This window comes from Prevotella melaninogenica, assembly GCF_003609775.1.
Classification (GTDB): domain Bacteria; phylum Bacteroidota; class Bacteroidia; order Bacteroidales; family Bacteroidaceae; genus Prevotella; species Prevotella melaninogenica_A.
The window spans coordinates 296,354-315,369 of record NZ_AP018049.1; the positions used below are offsets into that span (position 1 = coordinate 296,354).

Genomic DNA, 19,016 nt, shown 5'->3' on the forward strand with positions numbered 1-19,016 from the left:
GCTTATCTTATCTTAAGTGTGATGATAGTCATTGCAGCGAGGATGATAGTCACGATGATGAATCGTAAAGTAATCTTACTCTCGTGTACTGCACCATGTGGCTTTTTTAAGAGGTACTTACACTCAGGGTCAAGCTGACTGTCTTGTGTGCGGAAGTTGTCATGAATTGGTGTACGCTTAAAGATACGCTGTTTAACACCTTTACGCTTTCCTAACTTGTAGTACCAAACTTGTACGATAACACTTAAGCTCTCAACAAAGAATACGCCACAGAGAATAGGGAGCATCAACTCTTTGTGAATGATTATTGCACCTACTGCTATGATACCTCCGATGGTAAGACTTCCCGTGTCACCCATGAACACCTGTGCAGGATAAGCGTTGTACCAAAGGAAGCCTATCAGTGCTCCAATGAATGCCATGAAGAATACAACTAACTCTTCCGAGCCAGGTATGTACATAATGTTTAGATAGGCTGCGTATTGTATATGACTACTTACGTAAGCTAATATACCTAAGACGACACCTATGACGGCGGAGTTTCCGGCACACATACCGTCCATTCCGTCATTTAGGTTTGCACCATTAGAGACGGCTGTCACAACGAAGATAGTCATAAGGACAAATAGAATCCAACCACCTGCATTCTTGTATTCGCCTAAAAAGCCCATAATCTCAGAATAATCCAGATTATGTAGCTTGACAAATGGAATGGTTGTTTTCAACGTCTTTTCGGCTTTTGCCTCATGTTTTATGACGATTTCTTTACCGTTCTGATTTGCTACCTCAAGGTTCATATTGGCTTTAACGTCAGGCGAAGCCCAAAGTACCAAACCAACGATAAGTCCGATGGTTATCTGTCCGATAATCTTATATTTACCCTTTAGTCCTTCTTTGTCGTGCTTGAATATCTTAATGAAATCATCCATTCCACCGAGGAAGCCCAACCAAATGGTTGTGACAATCATCAGCAGAAGATAAATGTTACGTAATCTACCTAACAAGACAACTGGAATCAAGAGGGCAACAATAATGATGATACCACCCATTGATGGTACACCAATCTTGTTGACACCAAATGGGTCAATCTCTGCGTCACGCTGAACCTCTGTAATCTGCTTCTTCTTGAGATACTTAATGAATCGTTCTCCGAACCATGCAGAGATAATCAAGGCTAATATCATTGCCAAGATCGAGCGGAAACTGATGTAGCCCCAGAGGTGGGAACCACTGATACCGAACTGGTCAAGCCAACGGAAGATATAGTATAACATGATATTTCGTTTTTATTATGTTTTTATTATGGGGCGATAGAACTTCTATGTATATAGAGTTACTTGATACCAAAGATTTCACGAATAACCTCATGGTCATCGAAATGATGCTTCACACCATTTATCTCTTGGTAGTTCTCATGTCCCTTACCAGCTACAAGGATTACGTCACCCTTCTGTGCCATCATGGCTGCGGTGCGAATTGCTTCCTTACGATCAGTAATCGTGAGTACCTTCTTGCGCTGTGTTGTGTCAAGTCCTGCAAGCATATCGTCGATAATAGCTTGTGGTTCTTCGTCACGTGGGTTGTCACTTGTAAGGATAACTGTGTCGCTTTGTTTAACAGCTTCTTGTGCCATTAAAGGTCGCTTACCCTTGTCACGATGCCCACCAGCTCCGCAGACAGTTATTACACGGCCGCCCTTGTTATCAAGTACGTCATGAATAGCACAGAGGACATTCTCTAAGGCGTCTGGTGTATGTGCGTAGTCAACAACAGCGGTAAAGCCTTCTGGTGACTGGATAGGCTCCAATCGTCCGTTTACACTCTTCAATGTGCTTAATGCAATCAGAATGTCTTCAGGCTTCTTGCCTAACATCATTGCCGTGCCATAGACAGCAAGTAGGTTGCTAATATTAAACTTACCAATGAATTGTACGCCAACTTCTTTGCCGTCAATCTCAAGATACATACCCTCGAAGTGACATTCCAGAATCTTTGCACGGAAGTCGGCCATTCGCTTGATAGAATAGGTCTTGACTGTCGCTTTGGTGTTCTGAACCATTACCATACCATTCTTATCATCGGCATTGGTAATAGCAAAGGCATTCTTTGGCAGTCCGTCGAAGAACATCTTCTTAGCATTGCGATAGTTCTCGAAAGTCTTATGGTAATCAAGGTGATCACGTGTAAGATTGGTAAAGATACCACCAACAAACTCTAAACCACCGATACGGTGCTGCTGGATGGCATGGCTTGAACATTCCATGAAAGCATATTCGCAGCCAGCTTCTACCATCTTAGCAAGAAGACGATTGAGTTCTATTGGGTCAGGAGTGGTATGACTTGCAGGTACTTCCTCATCGTTAATATAATTGCATACGGTAGAGAGTAAGCCTACCTTGTGTCCGAACTCACGGAACATTCTATATAATAAGGTGGCGATAGTTGTCTTACCGTTAGTTCCAGTTACACCAACCAATTTCTGTTTGCGTGATGGTTCTCCATAGAACATAGTGGCAACCTTGCCAGCCTCTTCCTCTGTTGAAGCTACCTGAACGTATGTTACCTTTTCATCTAATACTTCAGGCATATCTTCAAGTAGGATTGCTACGGCTCCTAACTCAATAGCTTTACTAATGAATTTATGACCGTCTACCTGTGTTCCTTTCATTGCGATGAACAGATGGCCATCCTGTATCTTACGACTATCGATGTTTACATCTTTAATCTCAACGTCTATATTGCCTTGGTTGGCAATTACTTTGACGTTTTTGAGTAATTCGCTTAACTTCATATCTTTGTTCTATTCTTGTTCTTTATTATTGAAATCGGATAGGGGTTGTTCTTGTAAGATGAATGCTTATCCCATTTTGAGTTCGCATTTCATACCCCTCTTGACCTTTTCGCCTGGTGCAACACTTTGTTGAATAACGCGACCTCTACCCGTAATGACTACCTTTATGCCGTGTTTCTCCATGAGATAGACGGCATCACGCGCTCCCATTCCATGAACGTTAGGGACGATGTCGGCTTTAGGTGCTTCTGCCTTTTGGAAGGTTAGAGCCTTTCCACTTGTTGTTGTGGTTCCCCAAACAGGACTACCGAATGGGTAGGCACCATTCCAACCGTTGGTAATATTGAACCCAAGAGCATTCAATACATAGTCTGTTGCAAGCAAGTTACCTGTCTTTGCGGTAGGAATTGCAAGGGATGAAGAATCACGTGCATCCGTTACGCTTAGCTTCAGACTCTGTGCCATGATGCCTTCTGCTATGTGATGGAACACAACTCCACTCATTCCTCCTCCCGATGCAGGGAGGCCTGTCTTCTGAATGCAAACAATACAGCTATAACGAGGCTTGTCGGCAGGGAAGAAGCCTGCAAAACTGAGGAGGTAATTGATACCTCCACTCTTATAACCTAAGGCTCCCTTTGACATTTGAGCCGTACCTGTCTTACCCGCAACAAGGAATTTGTCAGAGCCAGCCTTTTTACCCAAACCTTCTGAAACAACCTCTGTAAGAATACGTGTGATATCCTTTATGGTGCTTTCCTTTGCGATACGCTCTTTTAAAACCTTTGGTGGATTGTCATAGATGACCTCACCGTTCTTTACAATTTGCTTTACAAAGCGTGGTTGCATGAGCTTACCACCATTGGCAATCGCGTTATAGAAGGCAAGTGTTGATATCGGTGGAATCTGTGTTTCGTATCCAATACTCATCCATGGAAGAGCTGTTGCGCTCCAATTGTCATACTGTCCACGGCTGTTCTTGTGTGGCATACGGATTCTTGCAGGTGAATATCCAACGATTGGAATGTGGAAATCGGTTGCAAGTCCCAAGTCGTAAATACCCTGAACGAACTTCTCTGGATTCTTATGATAGTGTATATCAATGATACGACTGATACCAATATTTGAACTGTACTTCAATGTCCAAGGCAGTGTCAGCGTACCATATCCACCGCGTGTCCAGTTATGATCTTTCATGTCTCGGCCATACATATTCCATACACCACCTCCTGTCTGAACAGTGTACATGGTGTCAACGAGCCCATCATCAAGGATAGTCATGAGCGAAGCAGTCTTAAATACGGAACCAGGTTCCAACAAGTCGCTTACTGCATGATTCTTAACCTCTCTATATTGACCATCAGTACATTTGTCTAAGTTGACAATAGCCTTCACATCGCCAGTAGCAACCTCCATCACAACAGCAACACCTACGTTACCATTGATTTCTTTCAACTCATCAATCAAGGCACGTTCAGCTAAGTCTTGCATACTGACGTCAATGGTTGTTATGATATCTGCACCATCAATAGGTGGGGTGTCTGTGATGTCAAGGAACTTGTTACGAACCTTACGGCGGTGAATAATACCGTTTGTACCACGTAAGATAGAGTCGTATGAAAGCTCTAAGCCGCAGCGGGCAGTATCTTTTGCACCGAACATATCACCAATCGTGCGCTGAGCAAGTGAACCAAACGGACGACGACGTGCATTGAATTCATCCCAGTGGAAACCACTCTTATATTTAGAAAGGTGGAAAATAGGGAGCGACTGTATTTCTTTGAATGTGTTATAGTCAATACGTTCGTTCCATATAGTCCAGTGCTTACTTTCCTTATGGTATCCTTCCATGAGGTGCTGCTTGAAGTAGGCAGCAGATTTCTCAGGGAAGATGTTGTTCAATCCTTTGCTTATATAATTGATGCTATCAATGAAAGCTGTGTCGTTTCCTGATGCTTTGAGCGCATTAAAGTCCATATATACCTTGAACTCAGGTAAGGAACTTGCCATGAGTTGACCATTGCAGCTAAGGATGTTACCTCTGGTAGGTTTAACAGTAACGCTGTCTTTCTTCTGTGATGCAGCGACCTCCATCCAGTAGGCTTTTCCTGCAGTCATGGTGTAGATAGTTTTTCCAATGACAGCAACAGCGATAAGCGACATGATTATCGCTATAACGCTGTAACGAGGCATTATTTTGCTATTGTCAAACTTACTCATATTCTATTTCTCGGGTATGTCTATAATATAAGGTGGACGGTCAGACATCTTCAGTACACTGTCTTTTCTTGTTTTCAGTATTTCAAGTATATGACTCTCACGTGTCTTCTCGGTGAGTTGACTACTACTTGACAGCGCACGATATTTAGCGTCTTCCAGTTCGTTTTGTAGTTTATCAACCTCGATAAGGTACTTCTGCACACTGTATCGATTTGATATGTAGATGATGGTGAAGATTACGATTGTAATAATCAACCAGATATTATTGCGAAAGAATCTTGCCGAGAGAATATCACCACCCAGAATCTTTCTTAGGGTGAAGTTTGATGATTGTGGTTGCTCGTCTTCGCGTGCTTGTTCCTCAATGGCAGCTTTGATTTTTCTTACTTCTGCCTCTTCTTCTTGTTTTCTCTTTTCTTCTTCTTCCGTCAGTGGCGTTGCAGCTTCATTGTCGACAGGTGGTTGTGGTATCTCTTTTACAGCCTCTGTCTTCATGAGTGGTTCTGTGACGTTTGTGCTTTCTTCTTTGAAAGCAGTCTGATTTTCTGTGAGAGGATGCTCCGTCAACAGTGGATTCTTCTTGTCGTTCTCGTCATTCATTTGCTTTCTTTTCTGCTATTCTTAGTTTTGCACTTCGGCTTCGTGGGTTGCGTTCTTGTTCGTCGTTACTTGCTGTGATAACTTTATTGTTGACTAATCGGAACGGTGTTTCTATTCGACCAAAGAAGTCTTGTTTCACTTTTCCCTCTATATTCCCTGACTTCATAATGTTTTTCACCATTCTGTCTTCTAAGGAGTGATAGGTGATAACGGATAATCTTCCGCCAGGACGAAGTAGTTTGGTTGCTGCCATTAGCATTTCTTTTAAGGCATCCATCTCGTGGTTTACTTCGATGCGAAGTGCTTGAAACATTTTTGCCATGTCTTTCTTTTCGCGTGCTCGCTGAAAGAACGGCTCAATGGTTGTCAGTAAGTCGTTTGTCGTTTTGTATGTCTTCTGCCCTCTTGCCTTAACAATGGCTGAGGCGATACGGCGCGACTGCTTTAGTTCTCCGTAGAGGTAGAGTATGTCTGCCAATCGTTCTTCATCGTAGTTGTTGAGAATATCAGCAGCAGTCAAGCCTGCTCGCTTGTTCATTCTCATATCGAGCGGCGCTTCAAAGCGAAATGAGAAACCACGTGTTTCGTCATCAAAGTGATGGCTACTAACGCCAAGGTCGGCAAGTAGTCCGTCTAAATGCTCTACGCCGTAATACTGCATCCAGTTCTTCAAGTATCTGAAGTTGGAGCGAACGAAGGTGAAACGTTCCAACTGTTCTTCGCTTAAGCCCATGTTGTCAATGTTCTGCTCAGCGTCGGCATCTTGGTCGAAGCTATAAAGGTGACTACCAGATTCTAAGCGAGAAAGAATCTCTCGACTATGACCTCCACCTCCGAAAGTTACATCCACGTAGACTCCGTTAGCATGTAGGTTCAAACCTTCAATGCTTTCGTTGAGGAGTACTGGGATATGATAACATTCTGCGGTCTTAATCATTGCTGTTGATTCTTTTGTGGTTGATTATTCGTTGTTCTGTGATGGGTTGTCGAGCGAGAAGAGCCCTTCCGTTCCCATGGTTTCTTCCATGGCTTTGCTGAATTCTTCAGCCGACATGAATGGCTCGTTGTTCTCACTGTTTGCCCATATCTCAATACAGTCGTCCATTCCTGTAAATCTTATTTGCTGGTCGATATTCGCCATTTTTAGATATCGCTTTGGAATGAGAAAGCGACCATTACCGTCCAAGGTAATCATCTCAACGTCTGTGACATACTGGCGATAAATCATCTGGTCGCGACGACTCCAGCGGCTCAGACGTTTGCGAAGTGCATCCATTCGTTCGTTCCATACCGATTCAGGGTAGAGAACCAGACATGGCTCGAAGATGTCTTTACGCAATACCAACGATTCTTCGCCCGATGCGTTGAGCACCTTGCGGAAGACTGCTGGCAGGAAAGCTCTTCCTTTTGCGTCTGTTTTTGCTTCGATGTTTCCTAAGAATCTCATGTCTATTTTTTATAAAGCTGTATTTGGCCTCAAAGTTACACATTTTTCCCCACATATCCCCACTATGCTCCACAATATTTTGTTAACGACTTCTATTTTTAGAATATTAACACTTTAAGAGGTGCTTCTATCCTTATGTCGACTGTTCAAGGTAGTACACTTGTTTCTTGATGTCTGTTGAGTGGATTAAATGAGTCGTTAGCATGTTTGAAATATCTTTACAGTTATATGGGGTTAAAGTGCATATTTTGGTCTTATAAAGTACTATTTTGAATGCTATTCTAAGTATCAGGGAATCAGGTAGTTGAAGACACGCTTTTCAAAAGGTGCTTAATTGGACTTCAAAAGGGCGTTAGTAAGACTTCAAAAGAGCATCTTTTGCAAGCCGAAAGAGCCTTAATTGAACCGCAATTAAGCATCTTTTGATTTTGAGTTTGTGAAATATTATTACAAAAATAAGTTCTTTGTGTAGCCTTAATAGGCATATTCTGTTTTCTATTTTCTTCTCTTTTTCGTTGTTTTTTGGGAGCCTTATCTCTATTTTAAGGCTTGTTTTTTGGCGTGTTTATGTAGAGTGGGGGATGTAAAAAAGAGTGGGGCGTAATGGGGAGTTGTATTTAATATAAGCAGTCAACCATGTTGTTGGGTCGTTTTTTTTGTGTTTAGACATATATTTTTCGCAAAAAACGTGAGCTATTCCAATTGGTTTCGTTACTTTTGCATTTTGTTAGGAGAGAATTTGAGTACATGAGTATAGAAATAGAGAAAACGATAGATATTGACAAGATACTTGAAGATAAGATGGGGACGAAGGCTAAATTCGTTCCTTCTTTTGCCATCAATTGGCTGAAACGTATTCTTCATGAAGACGAGGTTAACAAGTTTCTTTGGGATAGTCGCGGTTTGACAGGAACAGAGTGGCTTACAGAATGTGTTCGATATCTTGACATGACGCTGCAAATCGAAGGTTTGGAGAATCTCCCTGATAAAGATGATGGTAAGCTCTATACGTTTGTTTCCAATCACCCTCTTGGTGGACAGGATGGTGTGGCATTGGGATCTATTATCGGTAAGCACTATGATGGTAGGTTTCGTTATTTGGTTAATGACTTATTACTCAATCTCCCAGGTTTAAAGCCAGTAAGTATTGGTATCAATAAAACTGGAAAACAGAGTCGTGATTTCCCTCGAATGGTTGAGGCTGGATTCAAAAGTGACAACCATATCTTGATGTTTCCAGCTGGACTGAATAGTCGTAAGATTAATGGGAAGATTCATGACTTAGAGTGGAAGAAAACGTTTATCACCAAGAGTGTGGAGTATCAGCGTGATGTTGTTCCCATCTTCTTTGGTGGGCGCAACTCTGATCGATTCTATCGTATTGCACATTTCAGTGATAAATACGTCAAGAAGGTGAACATAGCTATGTTGTTTCTTGTTGATGAGATGTACAAAAATGTGGGTAAAACGTTCCGCGTTGCGATAGGAAAGCCAATCCCTTGGCAGACATTTGATAAGAGCCGTACATCGATGGAATGGGCGAAATATGTAGAAGATATGGTTTATGAGCTGTAATATCTCAGCCTCATTAAATGATAGAACAAAGGGACAAACCAAGCGATTAGATTTAGAGAAAGAAAAAGATTGATAGAATATATGGAAGAAGAAATCATCCAACCCATAAGCAAGGAACTGCTCAAGAGCGAGTTGACTCCTGAACGGATGCTTCGTATGACTAACAAGAGTTACAATGAGATTTACATTGTGACTGCTAAGACTGCTCCTAATGTTATGAAGGAGATTGGTCGTCTGCGCGAGATAGCTTTCCGTTCGGCAGGGGGAGGTACGGGCAAAGCGATGGATGTCGATGAGTTCGATACGATGGATAATTGTTGCAGACAGCTGATTGTTTGGAACCCTGAAGCAGAGGAGATTATCGGTGGATATCGTTATATCTTTGGTAGCGAGTGGGAAATAGATAAAAACGGACAGCCAAAGGTCGCAACAAGTCACATGTTCCACTTCTCTGATAAGTTCATGAAGGAGTATGCTCCTTATACAGTTGAGCTTGGACGTTCTTTTGTTTCATTGGATTACCAGAACGTTCGTAAGAATTCTAAGAGCATCTTTGCGTTAGATAACCTTTGGGATGGACTTGGAGCATTGACGGTGTTGTATCCTGAATGTAAGTATTTCTTCGGTAAGATGACCATGTATCCTTCTTATATCCGTCGTGGTAGGGATATGATTCTTTACTTCTTGAAAAAGTATTTTGATGATAAGGAAGACCTTATAATACCGATTAAACCATTGAAAATTGATACTCCAACGACAGAGTTGGATGCACTTTTCCAAGGTAATGGCTTCAAAGAAGACTATCGAATCTTAAATCGTGAGATACGTGAGTTGGGTTATAACATTCCTCCTTTGGTGAATGCTTATATGAATCTTTCTCCAACGATGAAACTCTTTGGTACAGCTATCAACTATGGCTTTGGTGATGTTGAGGAAACTGGAATCCTCATTGCGGTTGATGAGATTTTTGAAGAGAAGCGTATTCGTCATATTGAGAGCTTTGTAGATGAGCATCCAGAGGCTCTGAAGATTACAAGTGGTGCTAATAATGTCATCTATAAAGAGAAAGAAGCGCAGTAAGGTCTTTATACAAAGAGATAAAAGAAAAGGCAGGTAATCCCTTGATGTTTGGATTGCCTGCCTTTTTTATATGGCCTTCTTCTCTCTTTGTTCTGTCTAATATAGATGCGAAGAAAGTCTTTATTGTCGATGAAATCGCAATCTTTTATCTAATAAAGAGTAGTTCTCGATACTTAGGAAGTGTCCAAAGTTCGTCGCTGACAACTAACTCTAATTTATCAATCTGATAACGAATTTCTTCCATCTTAGGTGCTATCGTGTCATGATAAGCAATTGCTCTTTCACGTTGACTTTCTATCTTGTTAGCTTGCTTACGTGCATTGACAAGTTCTTCAACGCCAGTCTCGATGATGGTTGTGCGTTCAGCAATCTCACGTATAATCTTAATGTTACGCTCGCTGAGCTGTTTTCCTTCTACATCTCCGAAGATATTGACCATATTCTGCACATTCTTCGCTAACTGACTCTGATAGTGTGTTGCCACAGGGATAATATGGTTCATTGCCAAATCGCCCATTACACGCGCTTCTATTTGTATCTTCTTAGTGTAAGTCTCCCATTTAACTTCGTTACGTGCTTCTAACTCGTTACGTTTCATCACGTTCATCGACTCAAACATCTTGATAGCGTCCTTGTCAAGGTAGCGGTCAAAGCACTTAGGGCAGTTCGATTCACAATCGAGTCCACGCTTCATAGCTTCTTCCTTCCAGCTATCAGAATATCCGTTTCCATCGAAGTGGATAGGCTTACAAGTCTTGATGTCTTCACGTATGATATCAATGATCGCTGATGTCAGGTCTTCTCCTTTCGCAACCAGAGCATCAACGCGCTCGCTGAAGTTCTGTAAAGCTTCTGCAACAGCGGTGTTGAGTACAATCATTGCTGATGCACAGTTGGCTTCAGAACCTACTGCACGAAACTCAAAGCGGTTACCTGTAAAGGCAAATGGAGATGTACGGTTGCGGTCGGTATTATCAATAAGTAGCTCTGGAATCTCTGGGATATCCATTTGCATACCAGTCTTTCCACTAAGGTTGAAGATGTTTTCTTTGTCAGCCTTCTCAATATGTTCAAGAAGATCACTAATCTGTCTTCCGAGGAAAGATGAGATGATGGCAGGTGGTGCCTCGTTAGCTCCAAGACGATGGTCGTTGGTTGCACTCATTACCGATGCTTTCAGAAGTCCGTTGTGCTTGTAGACAGCCATCAAGGTTTCCACTATAAAAACAACGAAACGAAGGTTATCGTTGAGTGTTTTACCTGCTGCATGGAGGAGGATACCATTGTCTGTGCTTAGGCTCCAGTTGTTATGTTTACCAGAACCATTGACTCCATCGAAAGGCTTTTCGTGTAGAAGAACGCGGAAGCTATGCTTGTGTGCAATCTTCTTCATGAGTGACATCAGTAGCATATTATGGTCTACTGCAAGGTTACATTCCTCAAAGATAGGGGCCAACTCAAACTGACCCGGCGCAACCTCATTGTGACGTGTCTTGCAAGGAATACCCAATTCGAGTGCTTGTATCTCAAGATCCTTCATGAAAGCTTGTACACGTTCAGGGATGGTACCGAAGTAATGGTCGTCCATTTGCTGGTTCTTTGCAGAGTCATGTCCCATCAGTGTGCGGCCTGTAAGCATAAGGTCTGGACGTGCAAAGTATAAGTCTTCATCTACAAGGAAGTATTCTTGTTCCCAACCAAGATTGGTATGAACTTGCTTTACATCTTGATAAAAGTATTGGCAAACTTTAGTTGCTGTGACGTTCACAGCATGAAGTGATTTTAATAGTGGTGCTTTGTAGTCAAGTGATTCTCCTGTATAAGATATAAATATTGTAGGAATACAAAGTGTGTCTTCGATGATGAATACAGGACTTGTTGGGTCCCAGGCTGAATAGCCTCGTGCTTCAAAGGTATTGCGGATTCCTCCATTAGGGAAAGAACTGGCGTCAGGTTCCTGCTGAACAAGTAGTTTTCCAGAGAACTCTTCAATCATTCCTCCTTTGCCATCATGCTCGACGAAGGCATCATGTTTCTCTGCTGTACCTTCCGTTAGTGGTTGGAACCAGTGGGTGTAGTGAGTTGCTCCATGCTCCTCCGCCCATTTCTTCATGCCTTGTGCTACTGCATCAGCGATAGAACGGTCTAATCGTGTGCCGTTATCAATCACGTCTATCAGTTTCTGGTACACATCTACAGGGAGATACTTGTACATTTTTGCACGGTTGAAGACGTACTTACCATAAAAATGTTCTGGACGTTCTTTTGGTGTTTTGACTTCTAAGGGGCGCTTCTTAAATGCTTCCTCGATAGCTCCAAATCTTAAATTTGCCATATCTTTTATCTTATAGTGAAAGTTCCGAGTGCAAAATTAAGTATTTCGGATTATTTGGCAAAGTATTTAATGATATTATTCTCTATTATTACTGCCTATTAATTTTTAATCCAAACTGGATATTTTAGCTTGATGGTTATGCTCTTATCAATCCTTTTGTTTATGAGAGCGGAAGTCTTTTAAGCAAATAAAGTTATTTTGTTTTGGGGCTGTACAACTCTTAGCTAACACTAAAATGCACACATCTTAGTCGTATATTATACGGTGTTTAACGCTTCGCACGCATGGTGTTAACGCTTCGCACGCATGGTGTTAGTGCTCCGCACGGTTGGTGTTTACTAAGAACACGGCGTCGGATAGGCTACAATGCAGCGAATAAAGATGGTGGGGAAGAGGTGTTTCGTTCGTATTGTAGGTTATAAGGTAGGGTGATAAAGAATTATTTATGTGTGAAGTATTTATGAAACCATGCGAATCGTTGGCACAAGCTATATGCAAAGAAAAAGTGTACATCTGCTCACGCAGACATACACTCAGCCACTTAACTAAATAACTCAAAAAATTATTTGACTCAAAAAAATCATTAGGCTATCTTCTCACGAGGACCATCCTAATTAGTTTAATTTGACTATTAACTTACTAATAACTATTTAAACGTAATTTGATTGCTACTCAAGAAATATCTTTATTTGACTTTACAAAGATAGTTATTTTCTATAAAAAATATGCTTGTACAAATAATTTATATTTGTTATAAGCATTTTTTTTTATTCTAACTATACTTTGTAATGGTTTTAAACGCTAATTTTTACCCATTTCATCGATTATTCTTCTTCCTTAGAAAAATCCTCCTCTTGAGGGTCTTTGTCATTGCCAAGGGTCTTTCTGTAAACGGTTGGAGCCACTCCAAACCGCTTTTTGAAGGCTTTACTCATAGCTGCAAGGTCGCTATAACCGCACTCGTATGCTATCTCCGAGATATTTTTGTTATTGTCTTTAAGTAACTCTCGGCAATGAATCATACGACACTCGCTTTGCCAAGAGAGGAATGTTTTGCCCGCAAACTCATAGATATAATAGGAAAGGGCTACCGTTTGTATACCAATAGACGCTGCGGTCTTTTCCATTGTAAGCTCTGTGTCTGCCAATGGGAATGGGTCTTGGTGAAGCCACTTGTCTATCTTTTCTTTAATAGAGTTGCCTTTGTTGTAGTTGTTTGACTCCAGAATCATAATATGTTTGTGTAGATTTACGTAGTAACGTGTGATTGTAATAACAGTAATAATAATACCTATCTTTAATAGAGCATGGTAGGTTACAGATGGAACGAGCTGACCAATGGTTATCATTGTCAGGAGTAATCCTACGCTTAAATACATTGTATTTCGCCGTTCAACACCTCTAATATCACCCTTTTCTTCGATGATTTGCTGCTTATATTTACGCTGTTGCTTTGCGATTTCTATAATCATCAAGGCCTTACAGAACAGAATTCCTAAAGAAAAAGCAATACGCATCAATGCTTGTATTGGCATTGTTTGCACAAGTTCAGCTACTAACTGATCGTAATTTTGGAAATGATGAATATCTCCTTTTAGTGCAAATATTACCTGCGGGATAAGTAATGATATGGGAACAAGGTTATAGAATAATAGCGCATACCTATTTTGGTAAAGCTTTCCATTACTGAACGTAGTACAAGTAATGAGGAAAGACTCCCAAAGAAGGTACAAGGTTAATATCGATGGAACGCATAATATTTCCGTTTCATCGTTCTTGCTCCGTAAAAAGTGACAGCAAAGATATAAAAGTAGTAAACTGTAGTCCAGTATAATTATTCTACGTTTAAATGTAAGCGGACCACTTGGTGACTTCCAATACATCGATGCAATGATGGCAAAGCATATAGCCGTAGCAATTATAGCCGCCAATGAGGTTGCATAACTTAGTATCATGATATATTTGTGTTGTTGTCTAATACAAAGATAATAAAATAATCTCAGAAAACCTTGTTCTTTTCTAATTAGTAAGGTTTATGCTGTGATTTTTATGTTGTATGACAACGTAGTAAAGATTGTTTTTATTTTATGATGCCTTCTTTTTTGAGGTTTTTTGATAGTTTAATTATCTTAAAACGCATCATAATACCTCTTTTATCAGATTGTGTAAGGTTATGTCTTGCCTTTAAGTAACCATTGTTTTCATAATCAATCGTATGTCATTATAGGTTATATCAGAAGGGCACAGTTCTTTAATAGGATTCATTCCACTATCCATTCCGACTGCTTTGATTATTCGTTTGATGATGTTGATTTTCTTTTCTTCAATCACATCCTCTATCTTTATCTCTCCATTTAGGATGTAAGGAACGAGATGTCCTTGTATTGTTCCTTGTGTCAATCCTCGCTCTTTGGCAATTTCTTCAATGTTTTTTCCTGTTTTGAAGAGGTTATAAGTTTGTTCAGAAGTACTTATCTTCTTCTCTTTTGGCTTGTCTTTATCATCCTTCCTCTTTCTTCTTTTTCTCTCGGTTCCATCGGAGATACTGTTGATAATGGCCTCTTGCTTTGCTGTAAGGTAGGTAGTAATAGAGAAACCATCTTCCATTATACTCTCTAACAGGTCATGTTTTGCATGATATGTCTGTTTAAGTTCAGTGTAAGCGTTGTCAAAACGTTTAGCACCAATTTTATTGTTCGTCTGTACTTCCTTGGTCAACTCTATCATTCTACTGAAGATTTCGGTCAACTCACTATGGAAGTAAAGTGCTCCTTTCTTTATTCTCTCTTTGAAGTTCTCTTCGTGAAGCTGCTCTGTTGTCATCTTTCTGATAAGATTCTCCCATTTCATCGATACTTGGATGATACGTGACTCTAAGTCAGTAAGAGCCATCTTATGCAGTGCATTTATCTTTGTAAACTTGAAGAAGAATTCTGTTAAAACCCTAAAGAGAGCGGTTTCATAGGCTTTAATCTCGTTGAAATTGAATAATTCAATGAGAAGTTGGCGATGGTATTCTTCTTTTAAGGCAGGTAAGGCGGAGATACTCTTTTCTGCTTCTTCTGTTTGATGAGAGATATATTCACTTACACGATTATCATTTATAATCGCAGTATTACCAATAGGTGATGCCAATACCAATCCTTCTAAGGTCTTACAACGGCTTAACGCTACATACACCTGCCCCGATGCAAAGGATGCTTGGGCGTCTATAATCGCATGTTCAAAGGTAAGTCCTTGGCTTTTATGTATGGTAATAGCCCATGCCAGACGTAGAGGATACTGTTTGAAAGTACCCTGCACCTCTGCTTCAATTTGTTTTGTCTTCTCGTTGAGGGTGTATTTAGTGTTCTCCCATGTCTCAACTTCAACCTCAAATTCTTCATCTTCTCCAGGGCAAAGAACGTATATCTTCTCGTTATCAACATGAGTAATGTGTCCGATACGTCCATTATAGTATCGTCCATTGTTATCATTACGAATGAACATTACCTGTGCACCCGTCTTTAGAGTAAGGTTAAAGTCTGTCGGATAGTTGTATTCAGGGAAGTTACCATCCGTTTCTGCGCTAAAAGTATAGGCTTTTGTGGGAAGTCTACGAAGTTGGTCTTCGTTATAACTTTCCGCCATCCTATTGTGTGTAGTTAATCGGATGTAATCGCTTCCCTCCTTTGGCTGGAAGGTTGGGTCATATCGTTCATTGAGTCGTTGTAGGTCATCAGCAGATACTTTCCCCTCTCTTATATTATTAAGTAAGGTGATAAAGGTTTCGTCTTGCTGTCGATAGACGTGCGTTAGCTCAATAGTTACGTAGCTAATGCTGCGTAAAGCTTTTGAGCCAAAGAAGTATGGAGTGTCATAATGCTGTCTCAAAAGTTCCTCTTCTTCGGGAGTTACAACGGGAGTCAGTTGTTGCAAGTCGCCAATCATCAGCAGTTGTACACCTCCAAAGGGTTTGTCTGGTTCACGAAAACGACGGAGAACGGAGTCGATTGCATCGAGAACGTCAGCTCGTACCATACTAATTTCGTCAATGATGAGCAAGTCGAGAGTACGCATAATCTTGCGTTTCTCTTTGCTATAGTCAAATCGATTCTTGATATTAGTGTTTGGTACGAAAGGCGAGAGGGGCAACTGGAAGAAAGAATGGATTGTCATACCGCCAGCATTAATAGCAGCCACGCCAGTAGGAGCAACAATAATGTTTCTTTTATTGCTGCGCTCCTTAAGTGTGCGAAGGAAGGTGGTTTTACCTGTTCCAGCCTTTCCTGTGAGAAAAATACTTATTCCTGTGTGCTCAACAAAGTCCCACGCATTGCGTAATTCTTGGTTTTTCTCCATTCTTTTGTGCATTTTTGCTTGCGGCTGGCAAAGTTAGTTTAAATATTTGAGAAAAGCAAGTGAAGTTTCATTGATTTATATCAATCGACTTGATGCAGAGTAATAAAAAGGTGTATTACTAACATTATCGGTGATATATGTTGTTCGATGTTTTATTTATGGCTAACTTTGCACTCGTATTTAAAGGATAACATATTTATAAACAAGGGACAGTGGTTCCCCATTTAATTTAAAACGATTATGATTTCAGTAGTATTATCAGCTGTTGTAGTAGCAGCATTAGTAGCAAAGGCAGTCAACTTAAATAAGCATATAGCTGCCTAATTTCAAAAGTAATTTAGAAATTTGAGAGTAGTAACAAGTTCCCAGCTTCGTTTATAACGAGGTTGGGATTTTTGTTTGTACTGGTTTTTATTCTTCTGTTTTGTTCGTTCGTAGACTGTTTATTTTGTTTTTTATGTCCATTATTTACGTTTGTTTGTGGTGAAATAAATTTACAAAAAGAGTGTAGGATGTGTCTGTTTTTTATTAAGAATAGCCTTTATTATTTACCTTTGTAACTATCTTATAATCAGACTGGTATAAAAGCGTTTTTTAAGAGGTGCTTAGTTGGACTTTAAAAGGGCGTTAGTTAGACCTCAAAAGGGCATCTTTTGCAAGCCAATTAAGCCTTAGTTAGCGTCTAATTGAGCCTCTTTAATTTTTGCGTCTTTGAATTTTTATTACAAAAGAGATAAGGGATATATGTTTTGGCTCTACCCTTTATGCCTGTTATTAAAGCGCGAAAATAATTTTATTTCTGATTTACTCCATACCCAAAGAGAGCAAAATCAGCTTTTAGAGGGTCATTAGGAAATATCTCTAAAAGTTTATCTGTAAGTTTTCGAGCAACTGACATAGAAGCAGTTTTGCTTGTAATAAGCCCTAATTGAAGGGATTGTTGTATGACGTGGGTATCAAGAGGGATGATGAGCGAACGTTGATCGATAAGGTCTGACCATATTCCAAGGTCTACTGGAGAGTCGGTTCGAACCATCCAGCGTAGGAACATACACACACGTTTACAGCTTGATGTTGTACTTTTAGGTACAATTCCGATTGCTTCATGCTTTAAGAAATAGTCGCAAATAGCTTCAATAGCGATAATTGCATCCATCTGTGGCTTCTCTTTATTGAGCTTGGCATAGCAGCGAATGTAGTTTTCCATGTCTCCATACTCTTCATACATCGTTTGTAGTGCATAGAAGAGGTCGTGCATCATAGTATTGGTATATAGGCGATAGAAGCATTGATCATCATTAGGAATTTCCAATGTGTACCTTCCTGTTCTAATCCATTCGTAGGGTTCGCTACGTGAGCAGTCGAGCAGATATTGTATGCGTGGTAAGAAAACTTGTCGTGAACCATAACTCAGACAAGAAGCAATGAACGCAATGGTTTCTTGATTTCTTTTGCCAATTACTTGGTGCATAAACCACGATGGGTCGCCATTGAGAAAGGAAGGGGTCTCGTATTTGTTGGCAAGAGTTAGGAGTCTGTTCTGCAATGACTTCGCTGCTGTACTTTTACAAGAAGACCTCACCATCCCTCCCTCTCCAAGTGAAGAGGGGAGTGATTGGTGAGGTTTCTTCGTTTTTCGTAGACTTTTGTTGTCTGTATTTTTAGTCTTTGTCTTCTTACTGCTTGCGTCTTGCGTCTTTGGCATAGCTATTTTGCCTTTCTTTTATCATAGCTCTTTCAGTAGAGAGCGTTTTTTATTCTTTAATTATTGTCGTTCTCTTATTATATGAGTGTGTTTTCGACTTTCTTTTACTATGCCTTTATGCAGCAAGACTTAATCTTCAGCGAGAATCTGAGCAGCGTGATCCTTTGTCTTAATCTGCTTTGGACCGAGGATGCGCTCAATAATACCATCTTCGTTGATGATGAAAGTAGTACGGAAAGTACCCATGTAGGTACGGCCATACATCTTCTTCTCACCATAAACGCCGAATGTCTCAACGAGTTTTAAGTCGGTATCGGCAATGAGTGGGAAAGGAAGTTCGTTCTTCTCGATAAACTTCTTGTGTGACTTCTCGTCCTGTATGCTTGCTCCGATAATAACATAACCTTTATCTCTCAGCTCCTTGTAGTTATCACGGAGGTTACAAGCCTGTGCTGTGCAGCCTGAAGTTGAATCCTTTGGATAGAAGTAAAGAACAATCTTTTGTCCTTTATAATCACTCAACTTAATTTCTTTTCCATCCTGATCAGTGCCCAAAATCTCTGGTGCTTTATCTCCTACGTTCATATTCTTTCTGTTTTTAATTGATGATTTATCTGAATGCAAAGATATAGAAAAGAAATGAAAAGATTACAGTTATAGGTGATAAAGATTCTATAAAATGGCTTTTCAATAGTTTATGGGGTGGGGAATAAGACGAATTTAACACAATGGAAGGAATGTCTTGTACAGCTATAAAGAGGTGTGGGATCTCATCTCACGATGAAATCCCACTGGTAACTAAAAATATCCCATTAAAAATAGGATTTTGGTAGTTATTTTTATTTATGCTAATCTGAAAAGATTTTATATGTATGTTCTGTTTTTATTACATTCAGTTAGTCGGGGTTTAGATAAGACTTAC

General features: G+C 40.3%; 13 protein-coding genes. 2 read left to right on the forward strand and 11 right to left on the reverse strand.

Annotated features, from left to right (window positions below; all coding sequences use genetic code 11):
* Window positions 1–2: 2 nt before the first annotated feature.
* The 6 genes from PMEL_RS01080 to mraZ form a co-directional block, all read right to left on the reverse strand.
* The gene (locus PMEL_RS01080) at window positions 3–1,274 is read right to left on the reverse strand and encodes a phospho-N-acetylmuramoyl-pentapeptide-transferase (protein ID WP_120173596.1); all 1,272 of its coding nucleotides are present in this window, start codon (window positions 1,272–1,274) and stop codon (window positions 3–5) included.
* Between the two features lie 59 nt (window positions 1,275–1,333).
* Window positions 1,334–2,791, reverse strand: coding sequence for a UDP-N-acetylmuramoyl-L-alanyl-D-glutamate--2,6-diaminopimelate ligase (locus tag PMEL_RS01085; RefSeq protein WP_120173597.1), 1,458 nt, complete (start codon window positions 2,789–2,791; stop codon window positions 1,334–1,336).
* Between the two features lie 66 nt (window positions 2,792–2,857).
* Complete coding sequence (locus PMEL_RS01090; protein WP_120173598.1) at window positions 2,858–5,011, reverse strand: penicillin-binding protein; 2,154 nt, start codon at window positions 5,009–5,011, stop codon at window positions 2,858–2,860.
* 3 nt (window positions 5,012–5,014) lie between these two features.
* Window positions 5,015–5,611: an FtsL-like putative cell division protein gene (locus PMEL_RS01095; RefSeq protein WP_120173599.1), complete on the reverse strand. Its 597-nt coding sequence runs from the start codon at window positions 5,609–5,611 to the stop codon at window positions 5,015–5,017.
* On the reverse strand, window positions 5,604–6,548 hold the full coding sequence (gene rsmH, locus PMEL_RS01100) for a 16S rRNA (cytosine(1402)-N(4))-methyltransferase RsmH (RefSeq protein ID WP_120173600.1): 945 nt from the start codon (window positions 6,546–6,548) through the stop codon (window positions 5,604–5,606). Before rsmH ends, PMEL_RS01095 begins: the two co-directional genes overlap by 8 nt.
* 24 nt (window positions 6,549–6,572) lie before the next feature.
* Window positions 6,573–7,058 carry a division/cell wall cluster transcriptional repressor MraZ gene (gene mraZ / locus PMEL_RS01105; protein WP_120173601.1) on the reverse strand — a complete coding sequence of 162 codons (486 nt, stop codon included), beginning with the start codon at window positions 7,056–7,058 and terminating at the stop codon, window positions 6,573–6,575.
* A 747-nt stretch (window positions 7,059–7,805) separates the two neighbouring features.
* Here mraZ and PMEL_RS01110 point away from each other — a divergent pair.
* Together PMEL_RS01110 and PMEL_RS01115 are read left to right on the forward strand one after the other, a co-directional pair.
* Window positions 7,806–8,633 (forward strand): glycerol acyltransferase, encoded by an 828-nt coding sequence (locus PMEL_RS01110; RefSeq protein ID WP_120173602.1) that lies wholly within the window; start codon window positions 7,806–7,808, stop codon window positions 8,631–8,633.
* Window positions 8,634–8,714: 81 nt separating this feature from the next.
* A complete protein-coding gene (locus PMEL_RS01115; protein WP_120173603.1) occupies window positions 8,715–9,713 on the forward strand; it encodes a GNAT family N-acetyltransferase in 999 nt (332 codons plus the stop codon).
* Window positions 9,714–9,858: 145 nt separating this feature from the next.
* Here PMEL_RS01115 and PMEL_RS01120 read toward each other — a convergent pair whose 3' ends face one another.
* The 5 genes from PMEL_RS01120 to bcp form a co-directional block, all read right to left on the reverse strand.
* Complete coding sequence (locus tag PMEL_RS01120) at window positions 9,859–12,048, reverse strand: glutamine synthetase III (RefSeq protein WP_120173604.1); 2,190 nt, start codon at window positions 12,046–12,048, stop codon at window positions 9,859–9,861.
* Window positions 12,049–12,872: 824 nt separating this feature from the next.
* Window positions 12,873–13,583: a helix-turn-helix domain-containing protein gene (locus PMEL_RS12305; RefSeq protein WP_231999390.1), complete on the reverse strand. Its 711-nt coding sequence runs from the start codon at window positions 13,581–13,583 to the stop codon at window positions 12,873–12,875.
* Window positions 13,584–14,232: 649 nt separating this feature from the next.
* The gene (locus PMEL_RS01130; RefSeq protein ID WP_120173606.1) at window positions 14,233–16,389 is read right to left on the reverse strand and encodes a helix-turn-helix domain-containing protein; all 2,157 of its coding nucleotides are present in this window, start codon (window positions 16,387–16,389) and stop codon (window positions 14,233–14,235) included.
* Window positions 16,390–17,182: 793 nt separating this feature from the next.
* Window positions 17,183–17,974: a TIGR02757 family protein gene (locus PMEL_RS01135; protein ID WP_120174596.1), complete on the reverse strand. Its 792-nt coding sequence runs from the start codon at window positions 17,972–17,974 to the stop codon at window positions 17,183–17,185.
* 249 nt (window positions 17,975–18,223) lie between these two features.
* Window positions 18,224–18,679 carry a thioredoxin-dependent thiol peroxidase gene (bcp, locus tag PMEL_RS01140; protein WP_013264261.1) on the reverse strand — a complete coding sequence of 152 codons (456 nt, stop codon included), beginning with the start codon at window positions 18,677–18,679 and terminating at the stop codon, window positions 18,224–18,226.
* Window positions 18,680–19,016 lie beyond the last annotated feature (337 nt).